Raw genomic sequence first — 23,939 nt, 5'->3', positions numbered from 1 at the left:
AGACGTGAATGCGTCGGCCACCCTCGGGTCAGTCGGAGATCCGGAGCCCGAAGCAGGAAGGGATACACGCATGGCGGCTATGAAGCCGAGGACCGGTGATGGTCCGCTGGAGGTCGTCAAGGAAGGCAGGGGGATCGTCATGCGGGTTCCTCTGGAGGGTGGCGGCCGCCTTGTCGTCGAGCTTTCGGCGGACGAGGCAAGTGCCCTCGCTGAGGAACTGAAGAAAATAGTCGGTTGATCCCGATCTAAGACAGAAGTGGTGGAGCCGGGCCCTATTTGAGCTTGCTCGGGGAGCATGACACCTGCGATGGCCCGCGCGACCGACGACGAACACGGCCCTGGCCGCCGGACCGCCTCACGGCGGCTCGCGCCAGGGCCGCGGTGTTCCCCCGGTGTTCTCCCCGGTGTCCTCCCTCTCCACCACGCCGGGCCTGATGACTGGAGTTACCCCTATGCCCATCTCCCCCCATCTGCTCCTGCCTCGCGTTCCCTACGCGCAGGGGCTCTCCGCCGCGTCCCCCGGGGGCGCGGAGCCCGCCACCGGGGAGGAGGCCGGAACCGCGCCTCCCGGTGACGCCGAGCTGCTGGCCGTCCCCTTCGCCGAGGACCTCGCGCCCGAGATCGAGCTGCCGGTGCCCGCGGCGGCGCTGCTCGCCCACCACAAGGCCAAGGGCGAGGCGGGTGAGGTCGTCGAGGTCCCCGTCGCGAACGGCGACGCCGTCGGCCGGGTGCTCCTCTACGGGGTCGGCGACGGCTCGGCGACCGCCCTGCGCAAGGCGGGCGCGGCGGTGGCGCGGCGCGGCAAGGGCAGGGACGCCATCAGGATCGTGCTCCCGGACGGGCCGGTGACCGCGTTCGCGGAGGGCGCGCTGCTGGCGACGTACACCTTCAGGGCCGGTGAGGCGAAGTCCGCCCCGGTGACGCTCGAGTTCGTCGGCGAGGGGGTCGAGGCGGAGATCGCCGAAGCCGGGGTGATCGCCGGGGCCGTGGCGCTCGCCAGGGACCTGACCAACACCCCCTCCTCGGTGAAGTCCCCCGCCTGGCTCGCCGAGCGCGCCGCCGAGCAGGGGGTCGCGGTGCGGGTGTGGGACGAGCGGGAGCTGCGCGCCGGCGGGTTCGGCGGCATCCTCGCCGTCGGGCAGGGCTCGGTGAGCCCGCCCCGGCTGATCCAGCTCTCCTACGAGCCCGAGGACGCGACCGGCCACGTGGTCCTGGTCGGCAAGGGCATCACGTACGACACCGGCGGCATCTCGCTCAAGCCGACGAGCAACATGGTGTTCATGAAGACCGACATGGCCGGCGGGGCCGTCGTCATCGCGGTCCTGGGCGCGCTGGCCGCGCTCGGCGTGCGGGTGCGGGTCACCGGCCTCGTCGCCGCCGCCGAGAACGCCTTCTCCGGCACGGCCCAGCGCCCCTCCGACGTGATCACGCAGTACGGCGGCCGGACCGTGGAGGTGCTCAACACCGACGCCGAGGGGCGTCTGGTCCTGGCCGACGCGCTGGCCTACGCCGACGCGGAGCTGGACCCGGACGTCATGGTCGACATCGCCACGCTGACCGGGGCGATCGGCGTCGCCCTGGGCAAGGATCTCGGCGCGGTCTTCGCCTCCGACGACGAGCTGGCCGGAGCGCTGGCCGGGGCGGGGCAGAGCAGCGGGGAGCGGCTCTGGCGGATGCCCCTGATCGAGGACTACGTTCCCGCGCTCGACTCGTCCGTGGCCGACCTGGCCAACATCGAGTCCGGGTCGACCTACGGCGCCGGTTCCATCACCGCGGCGCTGTTCCTGCGCGAGTTCACCGGCGGACGGCCGTGGGCGCACCTGGACATCGCGGGTGTGGGCCGCAGCGGTGCGGACGAGGGCGTTCTCAGCAAGGGGGCCACCGGGTTCGGCGTGCGCCTGCTGCTCGAATGGCTGTCGGGGCTCCACGACGGTGACCGGACGGCGACGACCGGAAAGCGATGACCGGACGGCGACGACCGGGAGGCAGTGACACCGGGAGGCGGTGACCGGCGCCAGGCTCGCGAGCCTGGCGCCCGCCCGGCTCGCGGGTCGCCGCCGCCCGGCGCTTCGTTACCTGCTCGCCTCGGAGAGGCTGACGATGGCCTCCGCGGCCCGGAAGTGCTTGTTGCGGCCGAGGTCGCCGATGGTCTTGATACCGAACGCCTTGGCCAGATCCCTGGCGTCGCTCTCGCTGACGCCGGAGAGCGCGCTGACCGGGGCGTTGGGAAGCGTGTTGAGGTCGGCTCCCTCGTACTCCTTGTCGAGCAGCTTGTCCAGCTTGGCGGCAACGGTCATGGTGCACCCCTGTATATCGATGATCATGGAAAAGGCCCGTGTTGTGGCCTTACCGGCATCGTTTCCGCTCAAGGGGGGATCGACCCGCCTCTTTCGGGATCCTGGTGATCACTTGACGGACCCGTATGAACGGGATTGCCCGGCCCCGGGGCGTGTCGCGGACGGTGTCAGTCGGCGAGCTTGACGGCTGCCAGGATGCCGTCCCCCAGGGGCATCATCAGCGGGCGGAGCCGCTCGTCGGAGCGGACCAGCTTGCCCAGCTCCCTGATGGCGACCGTGTCGGGGTCCCGCTGCACGGGGTCGGCCACCCTGTTGCCCCAGAGGGCGTTGTCGAAGACGACGATGCCGCCGACCCGCAGCAGCCGGACGGACTCGGCCAGATAGTCGGCGTACTCGTGCATGGCGCCGTCGCAGAAGACGAGGTCGTAGCCGCCGTCGGAGAGGCGGGGGAGCACGTCGAGGGCGCGGCCGGTGATCAGGCGGATCCGGCCGCCGGAGAACCCGGCCTGGGCGAAGCTCTGTCTGGCCAGCCGCTGGTGCTCGGGCTCCACGTCCACGCTGGTGAGCGTGCCGTCCTGGCGCATGCCGCGGAGCAGCCACAGCCCCGAGACGCCGCAGCCGGTGCCGATCTCCACGACGGCGCGGGCGTTGATGGCGGTGGCGAGGAAGCAGAGGGCGGCGCCGCCACCGGGCAGGATCGGGGGTGCTCCCACTTCGGCGCCGCGCATGCGCGCGGCCCGCAGGATGTCGTCCTCCCGGTGGAACTCGTCGGCATAGGCCAGAGTGGCCTCCAACGGACTTGTCGGCGTCTCTGCCATCGGCCTCTCCTCCCGCTTTCTCCGTACACAGTCATATAGGCGCTGGGTCGCAGCCTAAGGGAGGCAGGCCCGATCGGGAACTCATGTCACCCCCGGTGCGTTGCACGGTTTAAGCGGCCTTTGCCGGTCCTGAAGGTAGTCAGTGCGCACGAAGGGACGAAACCAGGCACTATGGCGATAGCGGTGGTCCCGGAGAGAGGAGTGCTGGTGGAGGAGTCCGACCACCAGGCCGAAACTCCCGTGTCTGATTGGACACCTCCTACATGGGAGGAGGTGGTCCGGACGCACTCGGCGCGCGTCTACCGGCTGGCCTATCGGCTGACCGGCAACGTGCACGATGCGGAGGACCTCACACAGGAGGTCTTCGTCCGGGTCTTCAGGTCATTGTCGAACTACACGCCAGGCACTTTCGAGGGCTGGCTGCACCGCATCACCACCAACCTGTTCCTCGACATGGCGCGGCGCAAGCAGCGCATCAGGTTCGAGGGGCTCGCCGACGACGCCGCCGAGCGGCTGCGCGGGCGCGAGCCTTCTCCCGCACAGGTGTACGACGACACCCATCTGGAGCCCGACATCCAGGCGGCACTCGACGCGCTCGCGCCCGAGTTCCGCGCGGCCGTCGTTCTGTGTGACATCGAGGGGCTGTCCTACGAGGAGATCGCGGCGACGCTGGGCGTGAAGCTCGGCACGGTACGAAGCCGCATCCACCGTGGGCGGGCGCAGCTGCGTGAGGCGCTGGAGCATCGCGCGCCGCGGAACGATCAATTCCCCCCGAGCGTTACCCACGGGGAGGAATTCGCATGAGAAACCACAGTCATGACGAATGTCACGACGAGCCACTTGGCAAGGAGTGCGCATGAGTCACCTTGGAGAACGCGTTTCCGCACTGGTCGACGGGGAGCTGAACCACCACGAGCGCGACCGCGCCCTGTCGCATCTGACCTTCTGCGCCCCCTGCAGGGCCGAGGTCGACGCCGTGCGGGCGCTGAAGAGCCGGTTGCGCTCCCTCGACGGTCCCGCGATGCCGACGGACCTGACGATGTCCCTGCTGCGGATGGCGGAGCCCGGCGGCCCGCTGCCCCCGCGTGAGCGCCCCTTTCCGGCCCCACGCACCTTCGGCGGCGCGCCCATTCCGAGCATGCACAGCGTCGCCCCCCCCGACAACCGGCCCCGGGGCCGCGCCGGGGGACCTCGCCGCGCCCGGAGGGCGGGATACGTCGCGGTGGGCGTCGCCTCGGCGGCCGTGGCGATCGGGACGCTGTTCGTGGTAGGCGGGACCGACCCCAACCCCCGGGTCGTGCCGCCGGTCGACATGTTCGCCAACCAGCACAGGAACACCGTGCCCTACGGCGGTTCGGCGACGCCGATTCTCTCTCCCTCTCCGTGATCCGGCTGCCCGCCACGGTCATCCTGGCCGCCATGTTGCTGCTGGGGCTGGTGGCGGGCGGTCCGGCGTACGCCGTCCGGTCCCCGCACAGCGCGCCGCCGGACGACGTCGAGAGCGAGGACACCGGCCTGCACCTGCTCCGCGAGGCGGCGGTCGCGGGCCGGTCCCGCGGATACTCCGGCACCCAGTACGTCACCGCCTGGGGCGCCTCAGGCGCCACCTCCGCGGTGCTGGAGGTGCGCAACGTCCCGGGAAAGGGGCTGACGGTCCGCGCCGAGCCCTCCGGTTCCGTACGGACCGCCGATCCGGGCGCCCCGGCCGGGGGCATGTCCAGCCCGTCAGAGGCGATGCTGGAGGTCCTGGCCCGCAACTACCGGGTCGTGGCCGCCGGGGAGGGCTTCACCTGCGGGCGCCCCGCCCGCCTCGTGAACGTCCTGCGGGCCGACGGCACGACCGCCGCCCGATACTGGCTCGACGAGTCCGGGGGCCCGGTGCTGCGCCGCGAGCTCATGGACGCGGAGGGCCGGGTCGTCAGCGCCGGGGCCTTCGTCGATCTGACGCTCGACCCGGTGACGCGGGGGGCGGCGGTGCCCGTGATGGCCGCCGGTGGCCTCGACCTGGCCGAGCTTCCCCGGCTGGAAAGCGAGGGCCGGCGCTTCCCCCGCGTCCTGCCGGGGCGCCTGGAGCTGTTCGCCGCCCACGACACCCCTCCCGGATATCTGTACCTGGGCTACTCGGATGGCCTGTCAGTCGTGTCGGTTTTTATCCAGTCTGGGATGCTTGACGAAGAACGCCTCCGAGGTTGGCATGCGGAGCAGCGCAAGGGGCATACGATCTGGGTTCGAGACCCAGCTGGGCAGGAGACGATCTGGGCGAGTGGGGGGCATGTCTACACCGTCTTTGCCGACGCGCCGGCCGACATGGTCGACGCCGCTGTCGCGGCGTTGCCGCACGAGCCCGTTCCCGATCTCTGGACGCGGCTCGGCCGAGGCGCGAGCCGTCTGCTCTCCTGGGTCAATCCCTTCGGATAACGCGTGCTTTACACATCTCGTATGCCGCTCGGGGGAAGATTGCCGGGTTAGCTCGGTGAGCGGCCGCCTGCGAGGCAAGGAGTAGTGAGTATTCGATGACCGACGATGCCCGTACCTCCCACGAGGCGCACGATGCTGAGGGGCGTACACCGTCGGACTTCACCGACGGCGGACACGGCACTCCCGAGTCCCGGCGCGCCGACTCCTCAGGTCCTGAGTTCCCCCGCCCGGACGGCCCCGAGTTCTCCCGCCCGGAGTTCCTGCCCGCCGGGGAGGGGCCCTTCCCGGCCGAGCGGCCCCGCGACGACGGCTGGAGCCAGCTGGGCGCCCCGCCCGACCCCGCCCGGTGGGGCGGCGGCCGGCAGGACCAGCCCGAGCTGCTCCGCCACGACGACAGGCACGACGACAGGTACGGCGACGGCCGCGACAGGGACGTGCCGCCCGGCGAGGGCGGCCGCGAGCCCGGCTTCACCGGGGAGCACTGGGGTGATCCCTCGGGCAGGCCCAGGTACGACACGGCGGTCTTCGCCTCCCAGCCCGCTCCGCCCCCGCCACCCGCCCAGGCGTTCGGCATGGGGCCGGGCTGGGCGCCGCCTCCGGGGAGTCCGGGCGGTCCCGGGAGCTTCGGCGTCCCGGCCGCGCCCGCGCCCGTCCGGCGCGGGCCCCGCACCACCACGCTGGTGGTCCTCGCCCTGATGATCGCGCTGCTCGCCTCCACGCTGGGCAGTGTCGGCACCTACCTCCTCACCAAGCCCGCGGGCTCGGGACGCGACCCCTCCTTCAGTCTGGGCGGGGCGCCGACGGGCTCCAACGTCCGCCCCCCGGAGTCCGTCGCGGGCGTGGCCTCGAAGGTCCTGCCCAGCGTGGTGTCGCTGGCCGTCGAGGGCGGGGCGAGCTCCAGCACCGGCTCCGGTTTCCTGATCAAGGGCGGCTACGTGGTGACCAACAACCACGTGGTGGCCAACGCCGGAACGACCGGTCAGATCCAGATCCAGTTCAACAACCGCAAGTCCACCTCCGCCATCGTCGTGGGCACCGACCCCGAGTCCGACCTGGCCGTGGTCAAGCCGGCGGAGACCTTCGGCGCCCCCGAGATCACCCTCGGCAACTCCGACAACGTGGTCGTGGGCGACCCGGTCATCGCCATCGGCTCCCCGCTGGGCCTGACCGGCACCGTCACCTCCGGCATCGTCAGCTCGCTCAACCGTCCCGTCCAGGCGGGCGAGGAGAACAGCTCCGAGGCGACCTGGCTCAGCGCCGTGCAGACCGACGCCGCCATCAACCCCGGAAACTCGGGGGGCCCGCTGGTCAACGTCAACGGCGAGGTCATCGGCGTCAACTCGGCGATCGCGACGCTCGGCAGGTCGGTCGGCGGCCAGAGCGGCAGCATCGGCCTCGGCTTCGCCATCCCGGTGAACCACGCCCGGCGCGTCGCCCAGGAGCTGATCACCACGGGCAAGGCCAAGAAGTCGCGGATCGGCGTCGCCATCGACCCGACGTACCAGGGCGTCGGGGTGCGGATCGCCACCGAGCCCAGGCAGGGCACCCAGCCGGTCGAGCCGAACGGTCCCGCCGCCCAGGCGGGTCTCAAGCCCGGAGACGTCATCCTGGAGGTCGAGGGCGTCGTGCTCCAGGACGGCAACGAGCTGATCGCCATGATCCGCAACCGGGCCCCCGGCGAGAAGCTCTCGATCAAGTACCAGCGTGGCGGCCAGGAGAGCACCGCGACGGTGACCGTCGGCGCCGCGCCCGAGCAGCCCTCTCCCAAACCCTCCTGAGTGTGAGGGCGGGGCGCGTGCTCCCGAGTCGGGGCGTTAGTGTGGAACCTCTCCGGTGTACGGCCGGAGAGGAGCTTCTGGCATCCTCCCGGTAGGAGATCACCGTGTTCGGACTCGGCTGGCCTGAGATCGTGGCGCTGGTGGTGATCGCCCTTCTCGTCTTCGGCCCGGAGAAGCTTCCCCAGGCGGCCTCGCAGGCGGGCAAGACGCTGCGCAACCTGCGCCGGATGGCCAACAACGCCAGAGACGACCTGCGGACGGGGCTCGGGCCCGAGTTCGCCGACTTCGACCCGGCCGACCTCAACCCGAAGAACTTCGTCCGCAAGCACCTCACCGCCGACCTGGAAGACGACTGGAACGGCACCTCGACCGCCACCGCGACCGCCGAACCGGCCGACCACGCGATGAGCGTCGCCGACGAACTGGGCTACGGCGAGATCCCCCCGTACGACTCCGACGCGACCTGATCGCCGAGCTTTGCGTATTTTTTACGGTTTGTCCGGCTGACCTGGTTCTTCCGCGGTCGTTGTCGCGCACGGCCGGACTGCTTCACAGCTCACACATGACGACGGCGGCGCCCCGGTGGAGGGGCGCCGCCGTCGTCATGTCGGGAGAGTGCGGGGGAAGTGCCGGGCAAGAGGCCGGACCGGCGGTCCGGCCTCCCAGGGTGTCGCGGGCCGGGACCTCAGCGCCGGGTGGGCGAGATGCCGAGCTGGAGGCCCTTGATGCTGCCCGACTTCTTGCTCAGGGAGGCGGCGATGCGGCTCAGCTCGGCCGCCGCGGGGGCGTCCGGGTCGGTCAGCACCAGCGGCTTGCCCTCGTCGCCGCCCTCGCGCAGGCGCATGTCGATGGGCACCTGGCCCAGGAGCGGCACCCGGGCGCCGAGGGTGCGGGTCAGCGCGTCGGCCACGGTCTGGCCGCCGCCCTCGCCGAAGACCGAGATCCGCTCGTCGCAGTGCGGGCAGGGCAGCCACGACATGTTCTCGATGACACCGGCGATCTGCTGGTGGGTCTGGACGGCGATCGATCCGGCGCGCTCGGCGACCTCGGCGGCGGCCTGTTGCGGGGTGGTCACCACCAGGAGCTCCGCCGACGGCATCCGCTGCGCCACGGAGATCGCGATGTCGCCGGTCCCCGGGGGCAGGTCCATCAGCAGCACGTCCAGGTCGCCCCAGTAGACGTCGGCCAGGAACTGGTGCAGGGCCCGGTCGAGCATCGGGCCGCGCCACACGACCGGGGTGTTGCCCTCCGGCTTGAACATGCCGACCGAGATGACCTTGATGTCATGCGCCACCGGCGGCATGATCATGTCCTCGACCTTGGTGGGCCGCTCGGAGACGCCGAGCATGCGGGGAATACTGTGACCGTAGATGTCGGCGTCGACGACGCCGACCTTCAGGCCGCTCGCGGCCATCGCGGCGGCGAGGTTGACGGTGACGGACGACTTGCCGACGCCGCCCTTGCCGGAGGCGACCGCGAAGACGCGGGTGAGCGAGCCGGGCTGGGCGAAGGGGATCTCCTTCTCGGGACCCTTGTTGCCGCGCAGCTTGGTCTGCAGCGTCTTGCGCTGCTCGGTGCTCATGACGTCCATCTCGACGGAGACGCCGGTCACTCCGTCGATTTTGGAGACCGCGCCGGTGACGTCCCGGGTGATGGTGTCCTTCATGGGACAGCCGGAGACCGTCAGGAAGATCGCGACACGTACGGCTCCCTCGGGGGAGATGTCGACGCTCTTGACCATGTCGAGTTCGGTGATCGGCCGACGGATCTCAGGGTCGTTGACGGTCGCGAGGGCGGCCATCACCAGTTCCGGGGTAGGTGCCATCGAAGTGTCGGCAATCACGCCACCCTGAGGCGACGGGGGATGCCGTCCCTCCTTGTCTGTTATCGATGAGGCGTCTCACGGGCGGGACCTGCCCGTCGTGGCGCCCGTATGGCTTGGCAGGAGGCCGATCCCATCGGGGAACGGTCGGCGTCGTGAGCCCATGGTATGAACCCGAGGACGCCAGGAGGAATTCCGAGTCCGGCGATGATCACTGAATTCGGACAATTCGCTGTGTAGATGCGCGTGCAACGTTCTAAGGTTACTCCGTGACCCTCACGGCGGGCGAGTCAAGAGAGAGCGTCGGCTCGGCGGAGCTGGTGGTCTGGCGCACGCTCCAGCGGGCCCAGGTGCGCATCACCCGGGCGCTGGAGGCCGACCTGCTGGTCGAGCACGACCTGGCCCTGCCTTCGTACGAGGTCCTGTCGCAGCTGTCCGAGGCGCCCGAGCGGCGGCTGAGGATGAACGACCTGGCCGAGCGGGTGCTGCTCTCGCGCAGCGGCCTGACCCGGCTCATCGACCGCCTCCAGCGCGAGGGCCTGGTCGAGCGCGAGGCCTGCACCAGCGACGCGCGGGGGCTGTTCGCGGTCCTGACGGACGCGGGCACCGCGCGGCTGGCCGAGGCCGGCCCCACGTACCTGCGCGGGGTCCGCGCCCAGTTTCTGGACATGCTCGACGCCGACGAGCTGCGGCGGTGCGCGGCCATGCTGAACAAGCTCTTCCCCGACCCCCAGGGTGACAGCGACCCGTACTGACAAGTCTTCCCCGGCTACTGGCGGACGCTTCTTCCCCGCCCCCCGGCCCCGGCCGACGCCGCGACCCGTGCTGACGAGCCCTTCTCCGGCCCCCGGCCCAACGTCGGCCTGTGCTGACGAGCTCTTCTTCGGCTCTGTAGGCCCCCGCTCCCGGGGGCGACGCCGGCCCGTACCGACCCGTACCGGCTCGTCGGTCTTTTCTGGGGCACCTGACGGGCTTTCCGCCTGCCGTGGCCCGGTTCTGCCGTTCTGACCCCTCTTCGGACAAGGGTGTCGGGCGCCATGTCACATGCCAACCCCAGAGTGATGTCGAACGCATAAAGGATCTTGCCGACCATACGGACACTCGTGGAGATTGCGGATATTCACGACTAATGCGGAGGCTCGATGCCAAAGTTACGAGCAGCCCTCACCGCCCTCATCGTGGTCGCGGCGGGTGTCACCCCGGCCCACGCGACCGCCCAACCCTCTCTCACCGTCGAGCGGGGACGGACCCAGCCGGTCTTCTCGTACGCCGACGCCGTCCGCGAGCACGTCTACGTCGAGTCGAGCGTCGACAGCGACGCCGACGGAAGGCCGGACCGGGTCCGTGTCGACATCATCAGGCCGAAGGAGTCCGGTCCCGGGCTCAAGGTGCCGGTGATCATCGACGAGAGCCCGTACTACGACAACTCCGGCCGGGGCAACGAGGCCGAGCGGAAGGTCTACGACGCCGCCGGGAACGTCACGAAGTTCCCCCTGTACTACGACAACTACTTCGTGCCGCGCGGATACGCCGTCCTCAACGTCGACATGATCGGGACCACCAGGTCCGACGGCTGTCCCGACGTCGGAGGGCGGGCCGACGTGCTGGGCGGCAAGGCCGTCATCGACTGGCTGAACGGCCGCGCCACCGCCTACCGCGCCGACGGCACGCCCGCGGTCGCGGACTGGACCACCGGCAGGGCCGCGATGATCGGCAAGTCGTACGACGGCACGCTGGCCAACGCCGTGGCGGCGACCGGCGTGCGGGGACTGGAGACGATCGTCCCGATCTCGGCGATCAGCTCCTGGTACAAGTACCAGCGCTCCAACGGAGTGATCTACAACTACGACTACATGTCGTGGCTGGGCGACTACGTCGACAGCGACCCCACGGCCAGGTGCGCGGCCACCTGGGCGCGCCTGGACGCCGAGGACGCCGACGACACCGGGAACTACAACGGCTTCTGGGCCGAGCGCGACTACATCGCGGGCTCGCTGGGCGACGTCTCCAAGGTGCGCGCCAGCGTCTTCGCCGTGCACACGGTCAACGACCTCAACGTCATGCCCGACAACTTCTCCAAGTGGTGGAAGGCCCTGGCCGACCGGAACGTGCCCCGCAAGATCTGGGTCGGGCAGTACCAGCACGTGGACCCCTTCGACTTCGAGGGACGTCGTGACCTCTGGGTCGACACGCTGCACCGCTGGTTCGACCACTGGCTGCTCGGCGTGCGGAACGGCATCATGAGCGAGCCCCGCGCCGACGTGCAGAGCAGCCTCGACCGCTGGACCACCCAGCACGACTGGCCCGCCCCGCTCGCCCTGAAGATCCCCTTCCGGCCCGCGGCGGACGGCTCGTTCGGCCTCGTACCGGCGAGGAAGGGGCAGACCGCCACGTTCACCGACATTCGCCAGTCCGAGGAGGCGATGGTCGCCGACGTCGGCACGGCCAAGCCGGGGCGGGTGGCCTTCACCACCGGCGCGCTGCCGCTGGACCTGCGCCTGTCCGGCACGCCCGTGGTGGACCTGCGCGTCGCGCTCGACAGGCCCACCTCGAACCTGACCGCCCTCCTCGTCGACTTCGGCGAGGACACCCGGATCGACTGGCGGCGCGGCCAGGGCATCACCACGGTCACCGAGGAGAGCTGCCACGGCGAGAGCACGGCCTCCGACGACGCCTGCTACAGGCAGGTCGTCACCAACCGGGCCACCCGTCCGCTGGAGATCGTCGCCCGGGGCTGGATCGACGTGCAGAACCGCGACTCGCTCAGCGCGCCCTCACCGCTGCCCACCGGCACCTACGGCAGGGTGAGCTGGGAGACGCTGCCGCAGGACTACGTCTTCAAGAAGGGGCACAGGCTCGCCCTCGTGATCGCGGGCACCGACTCGACCTACAGCGACGAGAGGGCCACCGGCGCGAACGTCACCGTCGACCTGGCCGGGAGCAAGGTGCTCCTGCCGCTGGCGCTCAGCACCCTGCGCGGCACCGACGTGCCGAAGGACACGGCCAGGTGGACCGGCCCGCGGCAGCTGGACCTGCCGGAGCCGGAGAACCTGTTCTACTGATCTCCGGGAGCCTCTGACCCCGAGGAGGCCGATCTCCGGGGGTCTCCGACTCCCGGGAGGGCCGCGAGGTGTGGGCGGGGGGTGAGCCGGGCCTCCCGCCCGGCTCACCCCCCGTCCCGTGTGCCGGGTGCGGTGACCCTTGGACGCCGGGGGACCGGTCCGCCGGTGGCCGCCGTGTGCGGTGCTCAGGTCGCGCGTCCGCCGGGCGGGAGGAGGGCCGGGGAACCCCTCCGGCTCACGACTCCACGGCCCCCTGGGGCTCCTGGAGGTCCTCCTGCAGGCGTTGCAGCTCCGAACGGATGTAGTCGCGCGTCGCCACCTCGCCGAGCGCCATCCGCAGGGCGGCGATCTCCCGGGTGAGGTAGTCCAGGTCGGCCTGGTTCCGCTCCGCCGCCCTGCGGTCGTGCTCGTTCTGGACCCGGTCGCGGTCGTCCTGCCGGTTCTGGGCGAGCAGGATCAGCGGCGCCGCGTACGAGGCCTGGAGCGACAGGATCAGCGTCAGGAAGATGAACGGGTACGGGTCGAACTTCAGCGACTGGGGGGCGAGGACGTTCCACAGGACCCAGACGGCGACGAAACCCGTCATGTAGACGAGGAACCTGGCGGTGCCGAGGAAGCGGGCGATCCGCTCCGACAGCCGTCCGAACGCCTCGGGGTCGTAGTGGGGGCGTAGCCGAGGGCCGGGCTGCCTGGGCTGGTCGAGGCGGTCAGGCACTCTCGCCCTCCCTCGACCGGTCGTCCCGCTCGCGCCAGTCGTGCGGCAGCAGGTGGTCGAGCACGTCGTCCACGGTGACGGCGCCGACCAGGCGGCCCGCCTCGTTCACCACGGGGGCCGCGACGAGATTGTAGTTGGCCAGGTAGGACGTCACCTGGTTCAGGCTGAACCCCGGCCTGATCGGGTCCAGGGAGGTGTCCAGGATGCCGCCGAGCAGGGTCGAGGGCGGTTCGCGCAACAGCCGCTGGAAGTGGGCCAGGCCGAGGAAACGGCCGGTGGGGGTCTCGACGGGCGGCCGGGCCACGTAGACCTGCGCGGCCACCGCCGGGGTGAGTTCGCGCTGGCGGATGCTGGCCAGCGCCTCGGCGACCGTCGCGTTCGGCGGCAGGACCACCGGCTCGCTCGTCATTATCCCGCCCGCGGTGTTCTCGGGGTAGATCAGCAGCCGCCTGACCGGCGCGGCCTCCTCGGGCTCCATCAGCGCCATCAGCGCCTCCGCCTGCTCGGCGGGCAGGTCCTGGAGCAGGTCGGCCGCGTCGTCGGGGTTCATCTCCTCCAGCACGTCCGCGGCCCGCTCGGGGGCGAGCCTGCTCAGGATGCCGATCTGGTCCCGTTCGGGGAGCTCCTCCAGCACGTCCGCGAGCCGTACGTCGTCGAGGGCCGCCGCCACCTCGACCCGCCGCTTGTCGGGCAGCTCGTGCAGGGCCCCGGCCAGGTCGGCGGCGCGCATCGACTCGAAGGCGACCAGCAGGTTGGCCGCGCCCTGGTCCTTCTGGACGGCGCCGAAGCCGCGGACCTCGCCCCAGTCGACGATCTTGGTCACGCCGCGCCGTCGCAGCCCCAGGCCCGGGGCGCTCCCGACCACCGCCACCTTGGTGATCAGCCACTCGGAGCGCCGGTTCTCCTCCATGGCGAGGTCCAGGACCGTCATCCGCTCGCCCTCGACCTCCACGTGGAGGTCGAGCAGCTCGGCGATGGCCAGGGTCTCGGTCGCCCGCTGCTCGAACCTGCGCATGTTGAGCTGGCCGCTGAAGACGACGGCCCCCGCCTTGGCGGACCGTATCCGGGTGATCGGCAGGAAGACCCTGCGCCGGGGCTGTACCTCGACGACCAGGCCGTGGACGTGCGGCGGAGTACTGCCGGCGATGGCCACCACCACGTCGCGGACCCGGCCGATCTGGTCCCCGGCGGGGTCGAAGACCGGGGTGCCGGCGAGACGCGCGATGAAGATCCTCACATCTGAAGCGTAGGCCGCATCTCGGACCGGCCGGTCGCTGCCACGCTCCCCGGCTCACGATCTGGAATCGGCTTGCTGTCCGATATGTCGACATGCCAGCATCAAACGTGCTTAACGGTAATTACAGAAACGGTGGGTCATGAGACGTGCAGGACTGCTGATCGCGCTCGCGTCGTCCCTGTGCTTCGCCTTCTCGGGACCCATGGCCAAATACCTGGGCGCGGCGGGGCTGGCCCCGCTGGAGGCGGTCTGGATCCGGATGGCGGGCGCCGGGCTGCTGCTCGTCGGCATCCTCGCGGTCACCCGGCCCTCGGCCCTGCGCATCCCCCGCTCGCGGCTGCCGTTCCTCCTGGCGTACGCGATGATCGCGGTCGCCGGTGTGCAGGCGCTGTTCTTCGCGGCGATCACCCGGCTGCCGGTCGGCGTCACCCTGCTGATCGAGTACACCTCGCCGGTGCTGGTGGTGCTCTGGGTGCGGTTCGTCCGGCGGGTACGGCTGCCCCGGGCGGCCTTCGCCGGTGCCGTCGTCGCCGTGGTCGGGCTCGGCATCGTGGTGGAGGTCTGGTCGGGTCTCGCCCTCGACCCGCTGGGCCTGCTGCTCGCCTTCGCCGCGATGACGGGCTGCGCCGGATACTTCCTGCTCAGCGACAGCTTCGGTGACGACATCGACCCGCTCGGCCTGATCGCCTGGGGTCTGCTCGGCGCCGCCGCGGCACTCCTGCCGATCTCCCGGCCGTGGAACATCCCCTGGGGGACGATCAGCGGGACGGCCACCCCCGAGGGCGGCCACACGCTGCCGGTCGTCGGGGCGCTGGTCTGGCTGATCGTGGTCGCCACGGCCGCCGCCTACATCCTCGGCGTCCTCGCGATCCGCCGCCTGTCGGCCGCCATCGGCGCCACGGTCGCCTCGCTGGAGGTCATCGCCGGGGCGGTGGTCGCCTGGATCCTGCTGGGCGAGGCGCTCGGGCCCTTCCAGATCGCGGGGGGCGTGATCGTCCTGGCCGGCGCCTACCTGGCCCAGCGGGCCACGGCCGCGCTGCCCGCGCCCGTGACCGCGCGTGAGGCCGGGGAGCCCGCTCCCGTGGGGTGAGCCGGTCCCGTGGGGTGAGCCGGTCCCGTGGGGTGAGCCGGGGTGAGTCGGGGTTGAGCCGGGGCGAACGCCGCAGGACGGCCTCGGCGGCCCTGACGGACGTCGGGGCCGTGCCGGGAGACTCGTGGCCGGGCGGCCTCACACTCAGGCGGCTCGCGACGTGCGGTCAGGCGGGCTCGCGCGGGACGAGCCGTATCACCTTGGAGGCCACCGCCCAGCGTTCCAGCAGCCTCGTGCCGTCGGGGGCGTTGAGCCGCTCCTTGGCGAGCGCGGCGACCGCGTCGGGGGCCTTCGCCTGGTCCACCACCTCCACGGAGGCCTCGAAGGCCACCAGGCGCCCGCCGTTGTCCTTGCTGCGCAGCGTCACCCGCACCTCCCCGGCCTCGGCCAGCCCCGGCAGCGGCTGCTCGCCCCCGCCGGTGACCAGGTAGATCGCGCCGTCGTGCCAGGTGTGCCAGGCCAGCCGGGGCCGGTCCAGCGACAGCCACAGGACGCTCGACTTCTTCGCGCCCTCCTCGATCACGCCCATGAGACGAATGTACGGCCTGTGCCTCCCGGAATGGCGGTACAGGCCATACACGCCGCCGGGTCAGCGCCGCGAGAGCCTCCAGGCCGCCGGGAGCAGCCCGGCCGCGACGACGATCTTGAGGGCGTCGCCGAGCAGGAAGGGCAGCACGCCGAGGGAGAGGCCGGTGGCGAGATCCACCTGGGCGACGGCGACGAGGACCGGCAGGCCGAAGGCGTAGATGACCAGGTTGCCGAGGATCATCGTGCCGATCGTGCGCGGGACGGTGCGGTCGCCGCCGCGCTCGGCGAGCTTGCCGACGACGGCCGCCGCGGCGATGAAGCCGATGACGTACCCGAAGGACGCTCCGCCGAAGCCGGAGGCGCCGTCGGCGAACCACGGCACGCCCGCGACGCCGACCAGCATGTAGAGCGCCATGCTCAGCACCGCGCGGTTCATGCCGAGGGCGGCGCCGACCAGCACGACCGCGAAGGTCTGTCCGCTGACCGGCACCGGCGAGCCGGGCAGCGGGAAGCTGAGCTGCGCCGCCAGGCCCGTCAGGGCGGCGCCGCCGACCACGAGCGCGACGTCGCGGACGCGGGAGGCGGGGATGAGATCGGACAGTACGGCGGGCCTGGCCACCGAAGAGGCGTTTGCCATCGTGCTGGTCTCCTTTGACAGATTCTTGATGTCCATTCTTCTGACATCTCCGGCAAGGGTCCTACGAGATCACCGCCAAGAAGAGGGCGGGGTCTTTGTGCGGACGCCATAACGTCCGTCGACGTCCCTCCGGCCTGTCGTCCGTCCCCGGGCGGGCGTTAGCGTGTTCCCCATGCGTTCCCGACGATCGTGCCTCGCGGTGCCCGGCAGCAACCCCAGATTCCTGGAGAAGGCACAGGGGCTGCCCGCCGACGAGGTCTTCCTCGACCTGGAGGACTCCGTCGCGCCGCTCGCCAAGGAGGGCGCGCGCAAGAACATCGTGGCCGCCCTGCGCGAGGGCGACTGGTCGGGCAGGACGAGGGTCGTCCGGGTCAACGACCTCGGCACCCAGTGGACCTACCGGGACGTCATCGAGGTCGTGGAGGGCGCGGGGGAGTTCGTCGACTGCCTGATGCTGCCCAAGGTGGAGGACGCGGCCCAGGTGATGTGGCTCGACACGCTGCTCACCCAGATCGAGAAGGCGAACGGCCTCCCGGTCGGCCGGATCGGCATCGAGGCCCAGATCGAGAACGCCAGGGGCCTGGTCAACGTCGACGCCATCGGCGGCGCGTCCCCGCGCCTGGAGACGCTCGTGTTCGGCCCGGCCGACTTCATGGCCTCGATCAACATGCGGACCCTGGTGGTCGGCGAGCAGCCGCCCGGCTACACCGAGGGCGACGCCTACCACTACATCCTGATGCGGATCCTGATGGCCGCCAGGACACACGACCTGCAGGCCGTCGACGGCCCGTACCTGGCGATCAGGGATCTCGACGGTTTCCGCCGGGTGGCGGGGCGGGCCGCGGCGCTCGGGTTCGACGGGAAGTGGGTGCTGCACCCCTCCCAGATCGAGGTCGCGAACGAGGTGTTCTCGCCGCCGCAGGAGGACTATGACCACGCCGAGCTGATCCTCGACGCGTACGAGTACTACACGACGGTCGAGAGGCGCGGCGCGGTCATGCTCGGCGACGAGATGATCGACGAGGCGTCCAGGAAGATGGCGCTGGTGGTCGCGGCGAAGGGCAGGGCCGCCGGGTTGCGGCGCACCACGGCCTTCACCCCGCCTACAGCTTGACCCCGATGGTGGTGAAGAACCAGAACGACGAGGTGAGCCAGAGGCCGGTCAGGGCGACGAAGGTCAGCCCGCCGAGGACCGGGAGGGTCCAGCCGGGCAGGCCCCGCCTGGGCAGCGACAGCATCTTCGCGGTGAAGACACCGTAGAAGAAGCAGCCGAGCAGCGAGTGGATCATCACGCGCGGCACGTCGAACTGGGTGCCCAGCGCGTACAGGCAGTGGAGCGCCACCGGGATCGTCAGGATGAACGCCACGCGCCCCGACCAGCGGTGCAGGCTCCCGATCCACGGCACGTCCAGCTTGATCCGGCCCCACATGACCAGCGCCGAGAAGAGCTGGACCAGCGCCAGCAGGAACGCGCCGGTGGTGAGCCAGGCCTTCATGGCCAGCGCCCCGGAGAACCCGGCCAGGCCGATCGCGTACCCGGTGGGCGCGTGGACGCGGCCGTAGACGCCCAGCCCGACCGCGACCAGCCCGCCGACGACGAGCGGGACGAGGAACGGCGCTACGGTGTTCGGCTGCCGGTGCTGGACCGGCGTGATCCGCGTGTCACTCATCAGAACCCCTCGATGAACTCGTCGACGTCCTGCGGATCGACTTCCACGCCGTTCACGACGGCGTTCTCGCCCGGCTCGGGGATCGGCACGTCGGCGACCTCGTCGCCCACGAGGGTGAGGCCGACCCTGGTGCCGTCGTCGAGATAGATCCATCCGGCGCGGACGTTCGCGCCGCGTACGAGCGCGGTCGCCCGGTAGAGGCCGGAGGGCTTCTTCACGGTCGGAGCCTTGAAGCTCCACTTCCTGCCGCCGAAACCGAGGGTCCCCGCGGCCTTGCCGCCGGAGAGCCGGGCGGTGATCGAGGCGTTGCCGCGGCCGGACAGGGTGACCTTGCCGTCGGCGGCCCTGCCTTTCATCCAGGCCTCGATCTTGCCGTCGCAGAAGTAGCCGACCGCCTTGCCGTTCCTGATGGAGATGGCGACCAGCCCGCCGTTGCCGGTGACCCGCCCGGCGTAGTCGGCCTTGACGGGGGTGGGCCTGGCCGTCTTGACGGCCTCCGGCTCCGGTTCGGGCGACGCCTCCGTGGTGGCCGTGGTGGCCTGGGCCACCGGGGCGGGTACGTCGTCCTGCGCGTTGACTGTCTGTGTGGTCGGTGAGGTGGTGGCGCTGGCCACGCCGAGGGCGACGGCCATCACCGCTCCCGCCGCCAGTGTGTATACGGGCCCCAGCCGTGTCATGTCCGCTCCCTGGGGTGGTGGGTTGTGAAGCCAGGTGTACATGCCGTCGTTCCGGGAGTCTGTGAACTAATCCGCACACGGGCCGGCGAAATCGGATTCCTGCCGGAGGCTTCCTGCCGGAGTCGGGCCGCCGCCGGCCGTGATGCCTCGCGACTCCAGGCGGAGCGAGGCGGCATTTAGCGGCGACCCGCACGCGCGAGAAGGGGCAGCGAGGTGATGCCGAGATGATCTCGGGGCTCGCCGGTCTTTCGCTCCCCGCCGCCGCTCCTCGTGACAGTCCTCGCGACGGGGGGTTCAGGGGGATCTTCCAGTGGCTGATGTTTTTGAAATTTAAAGGATAAAACCTGACAATTCCGGCGCTCAGTTGATAAATCTGACTAGAGAGGTCTCGTCATCGCGGCCCTAACGTGTTGCTCTTGACTGTGTACGCACGACGGCCGGGTATCCGGCCGTGGGAGGTGATCGTTTCCGGAGAACGGGGTAGTAGTAGGGTCGCGTGCGATTTGCCGCATCCGTAGGGGTTGCGGCCTGCTGTTACGGAGACGACTGGAACGGTCCGGGGTGGTGACTCCGGGCTGGAACGGGCTTCCTGCGAGGAGGTGCTGAGCGTGGCCTCGGGCCCCCACGACCCGCGCTCGCGAGAGTGGCCGGCGGACGACGACGGCGTTCACGACGATGCTGTACACGAAGGCAGGTCCCAGGAGTCCCACACGTCCCCGCCGACGATCCAGCACTCCCCGCCGGGCCCCTCCGACGACGCGGCGCGAGGGCTCCCCATGGCCTCCCCGTGGATGCTCCCGCCGTTCGCGGCGCCCACCCCGGACGACGGCGAACCGCCCCAGGCCCGTCCCGAGGGCCTCGGCGGCGAGCGTCGCCGCCCGTACGCCCGCCCCTACGGCCCCGCACCCCAGCCTCCCGCGTCCCAGCCTCCCTCGCCACAGCCTCCCGTATCCCGTCCCGCCGGGCCGCCGACCCCGCAGGAGCCTCCCGCCGACCCCGCCGCCGATTCCCCGTCCGACGAGGAGAGGCCCGCGGGGCCTGGACGCCACGCCACGCCCGAGCGGGGGCGTCCGCGCCTGGTGGACCGTCCGGACCTCCTGGTCGCCTCCGGGCCCGCCCCCGAGCGCAGGGGCAGGAGAAGGGCGGAACGGCCCGACCTCCTGGTCGCCTCGGCGCCCTCCCGGGAGCCGGGGGGAGACGGGCGGACGGAGCCTCCGCCCGCGCCCGAGGAGCGGATCAGGGTCGAGCCGAGCATCGTGGCGACGCCGGAACCGGCGCCGGAACCGGAATCCGGACCCGATCCCAGACCGGAACCCGGATCGGAACCCGGCTCCAGGCCCGGACGGCCTTTCGAGCCGGGACGGCCCGCCGAGCCCGAACGGATCGCCGAGCACGAATGGCCTGCCGACCCTGAGCGGCCCGCCGAGCACGAGCGGTCCGCCGAGCACGAGCGGCCCTCCGTGCCGGTCGAGGACGACTTCGAACCCGTACGCAGGGTCGGGCGCCCGCCCGGCGGCAGGCCCGCCAGGCCCGACCTGCTCGTCGCGCAGGGCCCGCCCGGCAGGCGGGGGCCGAACGGCGGGCGGCACCACCGCCCGGCCACCGCGCCCTCCGCCGTGCGCCGTTCCACCCCGACCAGGCGCAGGCGCGGCCGGGGGCTGGTGATCCCGTTCCTGATGGTCCTGGTCCTCACCGTCGCGGTCGGCGGCGGCCTGGTCCTGTGGGGCTGGGTGAGCAGCCCGTTCGCCACCGGCCTCCGGCTGGTCGGCGACGAGGTGACCTCCGGCGACGACAACTTCGTGCCGCTGGCCGGTGTCGGCGGCAACGGATCCAACCAGGTGCTCAACGCGGTGGCCTCGGTGGGCTCCGTCATGGTCGCGGTCGGCAGCGACACCACCAGCCCGGTTCCCAGGCCGCTGTTCCTGGTCTCTCCCGACGGCGGCACGACCTGGCAGCTGGGCAAGGTGACCGGCCCGGCGGGGTACGAGACGGGGCCGACCACGGTGGGCCGGGTGGCGGGCGGCGACGGCCTCTGGCTGGCCGCGGGCAACGACCCCCTCGGCTCCGGGCACGGCCTGTGGACCAGCTCCGACGGCTACGGCTGGCACGCGGCCGACCCCGGCGAGCTGGGCGCCTTCGCGCGCGGGGACAAGATCATGGATCTGGCCAGGACCGGCTACGGTTTCGTCGCCGTCGGCGCCGCCGTACTGGACGACGGCACCACCGGGGCCGTCGCCTGGGTCTCCCCGGACGGGCGCGCCTGGGAGCGGGTGGAGACCCGGGAGATCGGCATGCCGGACAAGGTGCGCGGCATCAAGGCGGTCGTCGCCAGGGGGGACGCCGTCGTCGCGCTGGCGGACCCGGCCCAGGGCCAGTCCACCTCGGTCATCCTGCGCTCGTCCGACGGGGGCAGGAGCTGGCAGCGGACCGGTGCCGCGCTCGACGACGTCATCCCGGAGCCGGGCGCGCTGGCCGTGGCCGCCGGTGGGTTCGTGCTCGTACCGACACAGCAGCGCAGCGACAAGGGCGAGGTCCGTGTCTACTGCTCGCCCGAGGGCGCCGACTGGAAGGCCTGCGGCGCCATCACCGGCCTGGGGCCCGAGGGCACGGGTGTCAAGCGCCTCGCCTCCTCCTCGGCGGGGGTGGCCGCGGTCGTCGAGTCGGGCTTCGAGCGCTACACCGTCCACACCAGCGAGGACGGCCGCGACTGGAGCAAGACCACCGACCTCGGCGAGGTGCCGGGCTCGCTGCGGGCACTCGCGCTCTCCGACACCGGAACGCTCGTCGTCGGCGGTGACGAGCGCGCCGCCGACGTGGACAACCGGGTGGTCCTCATCACCGCCCCCAAGGGGGGCGAGCCCAAGCCGGTGTCCCTGGGCGGGATCCAGGGCCTCGCCAGAGCCGCCCGCGAGACGGCCAGGGTGGCCGCGGGGGACGGCAGGTTCGTCGCGGTGGGCGCCGTGTCCGGCGACGCCGGGATCTGGAGCAGCGGGAGCGGTGAGAACTGGAAGGCCGGCGGCCCGGCGCAGCTCTTCGGCGGACCCAGGCGGCAGGCGCTCGCCGACGTCGCGCACGGCAGGCGGGGCTGGCTGGCCGCGGGCAGCACGATGACCGACGCCTCCTCCACCGAACCGCTGATGCTCACCTCCTCCGACGGCCAGAGCTGGCGCAGGGTGCCGGTGCTGGGTCCCCTCGCCCCGGCGGGCGACCACGACTTCCTCGCCCCGCACGCGGTGGCCGCGGGGCCGTCCGGCTACGTCATGGCGGGTGAGGACCGCGGGCCCGCCGCCACCGTGCCCGTCCTGTGGTTCTCCGCCGACCTCAAGCGCTACTCCAGGGCGGCCAAGCTTCCCGCGGGCGGTACGGGGGTGCGGCTGCACGACGTCTCGGCGACCTCGTCGGGGTACGTGGCGGTCGGCGGCATCGGCACGGCCGAGCGCGAGACCGGGGTGGTCTGGGTGTCGGCCGACGGGGTCAACTGGACCGCGCGCAAGCCGGTCCTGCCCCCGGGGGCGACGTCCGCGGGCCTGCGGCACGTGGTCCTGTACGGCGGGTACGTCGTCGCGGCGGGCACGGCCAGGACCGAGGACGGCACGAGGGCCTTCGGCGCGGTGTCGGACGACAACGGGGCGAGCTGGGAGTTCTCCTGGTTCCCCGCCGACCGGGCGTCCGCCGTCCAGGACCTCGCCGCGACGCCGGAGGGCGTGGTGGCCGTCGGCTGGCACGGGGCGCCGGGGGCCGGAGACAGCGCGGCCTGGACCTCCGAGGACGGCCTGAAGTGGCAGCGCCACACCCCGAGCCAGGGCAGCCTGGACGGCGACGGCGCCCAGTGGCTCGGCGCGGTGGCGGTCTCCGGCGGGCAGGTCGTGGCCCTGGGCCGCTCCACCACCTACAGCGCGGACCACCTCACCCTGTGGCGCTCCACGCTCACCTCGTCGCGGTGACCGGGAAGCGCACTGGGGAACCGCCGTGCGCGACGCTCGCGGCGGTCCCGTGACCGGGCCTCGCGAGCTCACCCGGGCGCGATGACCGCCCACTCGACCAGGGCGTCCAGCAGGCCGGGGGTGAGGGGGAGGCGCGGGAGCTCCTCGGGGGCGAACCAGCGGGCGTCCGCGGCGTCGTCCCCGGCGGCGAGCGTCCCGCCGGAGACCTCGGCGAGATAGTCGCGGATCTCGTAGACGGCGCCGCCGGGACCCGGGCGGTCGACGGTCCCGGCCAGGGGCCCGGGGACGACCGTGAGCCCGGTCTCCTCAAGGACCTCCCTGGCGACCGCCTCGGGGTCGGACTCGCCGGGTTCGACCCGTCCGCCGGGGACGGACCACAGGCCCTCGCCGGGCGGCCTGCCACGGCGGACCAGCAACATCCGCCCCGAGCCGTCAAGGATGATCGCTCCGACACAATTTACGCGCACGTGAACAACATTACGTTGTGATAACGACCGAGCCTCTTGACGGATGGCCCGCCGAAGAAGCAGCGTGGGTAGGCGTGAAAGCCGCCCCTACGTGCCCACGGTGTTTCGGCCCGCTTCGTCCGCCGAGTGCTTGGTCAAGCTCCTGGAGATGCGGTCCCCACGGCGACGTCCTGCCGTTCCAGCCACCCAGACCTCCGTCCTCCGCGGCCGTGGAGGCCGTCACCCGAGGTGCCCGCGTGCCCGTCTGGGTTCCCTGGCCGCTGCCCGCGGGGTGGCTGGTCACGGGATTCGGCGAGGTGGGCGACGAGCGCAGCGACGTGCGGGCCACCGTGGTCGCGGTCTCCGGTCCCTCGCTGACCCACGGTCCCGCCGACCTCCTGATCATCGCCGAGGAGCCCGGAGTGGGGCTCGGCGCGGCGTTCGCGGGGTTGGAGGCCACCGATCCGGGGGCCGGGTTCGACAAGGGCCCCCCGCACGCCAAGATCAACGTCAGGGGCCATCCGGCCGCCCTGTGGTGCGTCACCGCCGCCCCCGACCGGGCCGTCTACGTGGGTGAGGCGCTGGGAAACTGGCTCTGGGCGGTCGTGTGGCCCGCCGAGGCCGGCTACCTGATCACCCTGGCCGAGCTGTCCCTGCGCGACCTGCGCGACCAGGACCAGACCCTCGACCTGCCCTTCGGGGCGTTCTGCCCGCGCCTGGACGTCCCGGCGCCCTGACACCGCCCGGGTCGCCCTCACTCTCCCCGTCCTCTCCTTCTCCGGAGACTTGACCCTTCTGTC

Annotated in this window: 23 protein-coding genes; 13 read left to right on the top strand and 10 right to left on the bottom strand. The window is 71.7% G+C overall.

The window, feature by feature from the left end:
* Nucleotides 1-70 precede the first annotated feature (70 nt).
* Together ACFFRH_RS21825 and ACFFRH_RS21820 are read left to right on the top strand one after the other, a co-directional pair.
* Nucleotides 71-238, top strand: a complete 168-nt coding sequence (locus tag ACFFRH_RS21825; protein WP_362685327.1) for a DUF3117 domain-containing protein — start codon at nucleotides 71-73, stop codon at nucleotides 236-238.
* A 214-nt stretch (nucleotides 239-452) separates the two neighbouring features.
* Nucleotides 453-1,964 carry a leucyl aminopeptidase gene (locus ACFFRH_RS21820; protein ID WP_386159104.1) on the top strand — a complete coding sequence of 504 codons (1,512 nt, stop codon included), beginning with the start codon at nucleotides 453-455 and terminating at the stop codon, nucleotides 1,962-1,964.
* Nucleotides 1,965-2,072: 108 nt separating this feature from the next.
* On the opposite strand, the gene ACFFRH_RS21815 is transcribed toward ACFFRH_RS21820, so the two are convergent.
* The gene (locus tag ACFFRH_RS21815; protein ID WP_386159101.1) at nucleotides 2,073-2,297 is read right to left on the bottom strand and encodes a hypothetical protein; all 225 of its coding nucleotides are present in this window, start codon (nucleotides 2,295-2,297) and stop codon (nucleotides 2,073-2,075) included.
* A 167-nt stretch (nucleotides 2,298-2,464) separates the two neighbouring features.
* Nucleotides 2,465-3,115 (bottom strand): O-methyltransferase, encoded by a 651-nt coding sequence (locus ACFFRH_RS21810; RefSeq protein WP_362685333.1) that lies wholly within the window; start codon nucleotides 3,113-3,115, stop codon nucleotides 2,465-2,467.
* Nucleotides 3,116-3,286: 171 nt separating this feature from the next.
* On the opposite strand from ACFFRH_RS21810, the gene sigE reads away from it, so the two are divergent.
* The 5 genes from sigE (at nucleotide 3,287) to ACFFRH_RS21785 (ending at nucleotide 7,778) form a co-directional block, all read left to right on the top strand.
* Nucleotides 3,287-3,919 (top strand): RNA polymerase sigma factor SigE, encoded by a 633-nt coding sequence (gene sigE / locus ACFFRH_RS21805; RefSeq protein WP_386159098.1) that lies wholly within the window; start codon nucleotides 3,287-3,289, stop codon nucleotides 3,917-3,919.
* 52 nt (nucleotides 3,920-3,971) lie between these two features.
* On the top strand, nucleotides 3,972-4,502 hold the full coding sequence (locus tag ACFFRH_RS21800; RefSeq protein WP_386159096.1) for an anti-sigma factor family protein: 531 nt from the start codon (nucleotides 3,972-3,974) through the stop codon (nucleotides 4,500-4,502).
* Entirely contained in the window at nucleotides 4,499-5,533 is a 1,035-nt protein-coding gene (locus tag ACFFRH_RS21795; RefSeq protein WP_386159092.1) for a sigma-E factor regulatory protein RseB domain-containing protein, read from the top strand. Before ACFFRH_RS21800 ends, ACFFRH_RS21795 begins: the two co-directional genes overlap by 4 nt.
* 95 nt (nucleotides 5,534-5,628) lie before the next feature.
* Nucleotides 5,629-7,311, top strand: coding sequence for a S1C family serine protease (locus ACFFRH_RS21790; RefSeq protein WP_386159089.1), 1,683 nt, complete (start codon nucleotides 5,629-5,631; stop codon nucleotides 7,309-7,311).
* Nucleotides 7,312-7,415: 104 nt separating this feature from the next.
* A complete protein-coding gene (locus ACFFRH_RS21785; protein ID WP_386159087.1) occupies nucleotides 7,416-7,778 on the top strand; it encodes a sec-independent translocase in 363 nt (120 codons plus the stop codon).
* 218 nt (nucleotides 7,779-7,996) lie between these two features.
* On the opposite strand, the gene ACFFRH_RS21780 is transcribed toward ACFFRH_RS21785, so the two are convergent.
* Nucleotides 7,997-9,136 (bottom strand): Mrp/NBP35 family ATP-binding protein, encoded by a 1,140-nt coding sequence (locus ACFFRH_RS21780; protein WP_386159084.1) that lies wholly within the window; start codon nucleotides 9,134-9,136, stop codon nucleotides 7,997-7,999.
* A gap of 266 nt (nucleotides 9,137-9,402) precedes the next feature.
* On the opposite strand from ACFFRH_RS21780, the gene ACFFRH_RS21775 reads away from it, so the two are divergent.
* Nucleotides 9,403-9,888: a MarR family winged helix-turn-helix transcriptional regulator gene (locus ACFFRH_RS21775; protein WP_386159081.1), complete on the top strand. Its 486-nt coding sequence runs from the start codon at nucleotides 9,403-9,405 to the stop codon at nucleotides 9,886-9,888.
* 387 nt (nucleotides 9,889-10,275) lie between these two features.
* On the top strand, nucleotides 10,276-12,195 hold the full coding sequence (locus ACFFRH_RS21770; RefSeq protein ID WP_386159078.1) for a Xaa-Pro dipeptidyl-peptidase: 1,920 nt from the start codon (nucleotides 10,276-10,278) through the stop codon (nucleotides 12,193-12,195).
* A gap of 235 nt (nucleotides 12,196-12,430) precedes the next feature.
* Here the strand turns inward: ACFFRH_RS21770 and ACFFRH_RS21765 are convergent, their stop codons facing one another.
* Nucleotides 12,431-12,910, bottom strand: coding sequence for a DUF1003 domain-containing protein (locus tag ACFFRH_RS21765; RefSeq protein WP_344744940.1), 480 nt, complete (start codon nucleotides 12,908-12,910; stop codon nucleotides 12,431-12,433).
* Entirely contained in the window at nucleotides 12,903-14,147 is a 1,245-nt protein-coding gene (locus tag ACFFRH_RS21760) for a magnesium transporter MgtE N-terminal domain-containing protein (protein WP_344744941.1), read from the bottom strand. Before ACFFRH_RS21760 ends, ACFFRH_RS21765 begins: the two co-directional genes overlap by 8 nt.
* Nucleotides 14,148-14,286: 139 nt before the next feature.
* On the opposite strand from ACFFRH_RS21760, the gene ACFFRH_RS21755 reads away from it, so the two are divergent.
* Nucleotides 14,287-15,237 (top strand): EamA family transporter, encoded by a 951-nt coding sequence (locus tag ACFFRH_RS21755; protein WP_344744942.1) that lies wholly within the window; start codon nucleotides 14,287-14,289, stop codon nucleotides 15,235-15,237.
* Between the two features lie 166 nt (nucleotides 15,238-15,403).
* On the opposite strand, the gene ACFFRH_RS21750 is transcribed toward ACFFRH_RS21755, so the two are convergent.
* A complete protein-coding gene (locus ACFFRH_RS21750) occupies nucleotides 15,404-15,766 on the bottom strand; it encodes a DUF167 domain-containing protein (RefSeq protein WP_344744944.1) in 363 nt (120 codons plus the stop codon).
* A 60-nt stretch (nucleotides 15,767-15,826) separates the two neighbouring features.
* The gene (locus tag ACFFRH_RS21745; protein WP_344744945.1) at nucleotides 15,827-16,402 is read right to left on the bottom strand and encodes a biotin transporter BioY; all 576 of its coding nucleotides are present in this window, start codon (nucleotides 16,400-16,402) and stop codon (nucleotides 15,827-15,829) included.
* 172 nt (nucleotides 16,403-16,574) lie between these two features.
* Here ACFFRH_RS21745 and ACFFRH_RS21740 point away from each other — a divergent pair, with 172 nt between their 5' ends.
* On the top strand, nucleotides 16,575-17,516 hold the full coding sequence (locus ACFFRH_RS21740; RefSeq protein WP_344744946.1) for an HpcH/HpaI aldolase/citrate lyase family protein: 942 nt from the start codon (nucleotides 16,575-16,577) through the stop codon (nucleotides 17,514-17,516).
* Here ACFFRH_RS21740 and ACFFRH_RS21735 read toward each other — a convergent pair.
* Nucleotides 17,506-18,072: a DUF6529 family protein gene (locus ACFFRH_RS21735; protein WP_344744948.1), complete on the bottom strand. Its 567-nt coding sequence runs from the start codon at nucleotides 18,070-18,072 to the stop codon at nucleotides 17,506-17,508. The two genes, ACFFRH_RS21740 and ACFFRH_RS21735, sit on opposite strands and share 11 nt — an antisense overlap.
* Complete coding sequence (locus tag ACFFRH_RS21730; RefSeq protein WP_344744949.1) at nucleotides 18,072-18,749, bottom strand: hypothetical protein; 678 nt, start codon at nucleotides 18,747-18,749, stop codon at nucleotides 18,072-18,074. The genes ACFFRH_RS21735 and ACFFRH_RS21730 overlap by 1 nt, the downstream gene beginning before the upstream one ends.
* A gap of 608 nt (nucleotides 18,750-19,357) precedes the next feature.
* On the opposite strand from ACFFRH_RS21730, the gene ACFFRH_RS21725 reads away from it, so the two are divergent.
* Nucleotides 19,358-22,693, top strand: coding sequence for a hypothetical protein (locus ACFFRH_RS21725; protein WP_344744951.1), 3,336 nt, complete (start codon nucleotides 19,358-19,360; stop codon nucleotides 22,691-22,693).
* A 68-nt stretch (nucleotides 22,694-22,761) separates the two neighbouring features.
* Here ACFFRH_RS21725 and ACFFRH_RS21720 read toward each other — a convergent pair whose 3' ends face one another.
* A complete protein-coding gene (locus ACFFRH_RS21720; RefSeq protein ID WP_344744953.1) occupies nucleotides 22,762-23,160 on the bottom strand; it encodes an NUDIX hydrolase in 399 nt (132 codons plus the stop codon).
* Between the two features lie 17 nt (nucleotides 23,161-23,177).
* On the opposite strand from ACFFRH_RS21720, the gene ACFFRH_RS21715 reads away from it, so the two are divergent.
* Nucleotides 23,178-23,876 carry a DUF6758 family protein gene (locus ACFFRH_RS21715; RefSeq protein WP_386159069.1) on the top strand — a complete coding sequence of 233 codons (699 nt, stop codon included), beginning with the start codon at nucleotides 23,178-23,180 and terminating at the stop codon, nucleotides 23,874-23,876.
* The last annotated feature ends 63 nt before the right edge of the window (nucleotides 23,877-23,939 follow it).

This window comes from Streptosporangium vulgare (genome assembly GCF_042428775.1).
Classification (GTDB): domain Bacteria; phylum Actinomycetota; class Actinomycetes; order Streptosporangiales; family Streptosporangiaceae; genus Streptosporangium; species Streptosporangium vulgare.
Note: the sequence above shows the minus strand (reverse complement) of the source record. Positions and strands in the feature narration are given on the sequence as shown.

Coding starts and splice junctions, on each gene's coding strand:
- ACFFRH_RS21825 (WP_362685327.1), top strand. CDS start 71: ATGGCGGCTATGAAGCCGAGGACCGGTGATGGTCCGCTGGAGGTCGTC.
- ACFFRH_RS21820 (WP_386159104.1), top strand. CDS start 453: ATGCCCATCTCCCCCCATCTGCTCCTGCCTCGCGTTCCCTACGCGCAG.
- ACFFRH_RS21815 (WP_386159101.1), bottom strand. CDS start 2,297: ATGACCGTTGCCGCCAAGCTGGACAAGCTGCTCGACAAGGAGTACGAG.
- ACFFRH_RS21810 (WP_362685333.1), bottom strand. CDS start 3,115: ATGGCAGAGACGCCGACAAGTCCGTTGGAGGCCACTCTGGCCTATGCC.
- sigE (WP_386159098.1), top strand. CDS start 3,287: ATGGCGATAGCGGTGGTCCCGGAGAGAGGAGTGCTGGTGGAGGAGTCC.
- ACFFRH_RS21800 (WP_386159096.1), top strand. CDS start 3,972: ATGAGTCACCTTGGAGAACGCGTTTCCGCACTGGTCGACGGGGAGCTG.
- ACFFRH_RS21790 (WP_386159089.1), top strand. CDS start 5,629: ATGACCGACGATGCCCGTACCTCCCACGAGGCGCACGATGCTGAGGGG.
- ACFFRH_RS21780 (WP_386159084.1), bottom strand. CDS start 9,136: ATGGCACCTACCCCGGAACTGGTGATGGCCGCCCTCGCGACCGTCAAC.
- ACFFRH_RS21770 (WP_386159078.1), top strand. CDS start 10,276: ATGCCAAAGTTACGAGCAGCCCTCACCGCCCTCATCGTGGTCGCGGCG.
- ACFFRH_RS21755 (WP_344744942.1), top strand. CDS start 14,287: ATGAGACGTGCAGGACTGCTGATCGCGCTCGCGTCGTCCCTGTGCTTC.
- ACFFRH_RS21750 (WP_344744944.1), bottom strand. CDS start 15,766: ATGGGCGTGATCGAGGAGGGCGCGAAGAAGTCGAGCGTCCTGTGGCTG.
- ACFFRH_RS21745 (WP_344744945.1), bottom strand. CDS start 16,402: ATGGCAAACGCCTCTTCGGTGGCCAGGCCCGCCGTACTGTCCGATCTC.
- ACFFRH_RS21740 (WP_344744946.1), top strand. CDS start 16,575: ATGCGTTCCCGACGATCGTGCCTCGCGGTGCCCGGCAGCAACCCCAGA.
- ACFFRH_RS21735 (WP_344744948.1), bottom strand. CDS start 18,072: ATGAGTGACACGCGGATCACGCCGGTCCAGCACCGGCAGCCGAACACC.
- ACFFRH_RS21730 (WP_344744949.1), bottom strand. CDS start 18,749: ATGACACGGCTGGGGCCCGTATACACACTGGCGGCGGGAGCGGTGATG.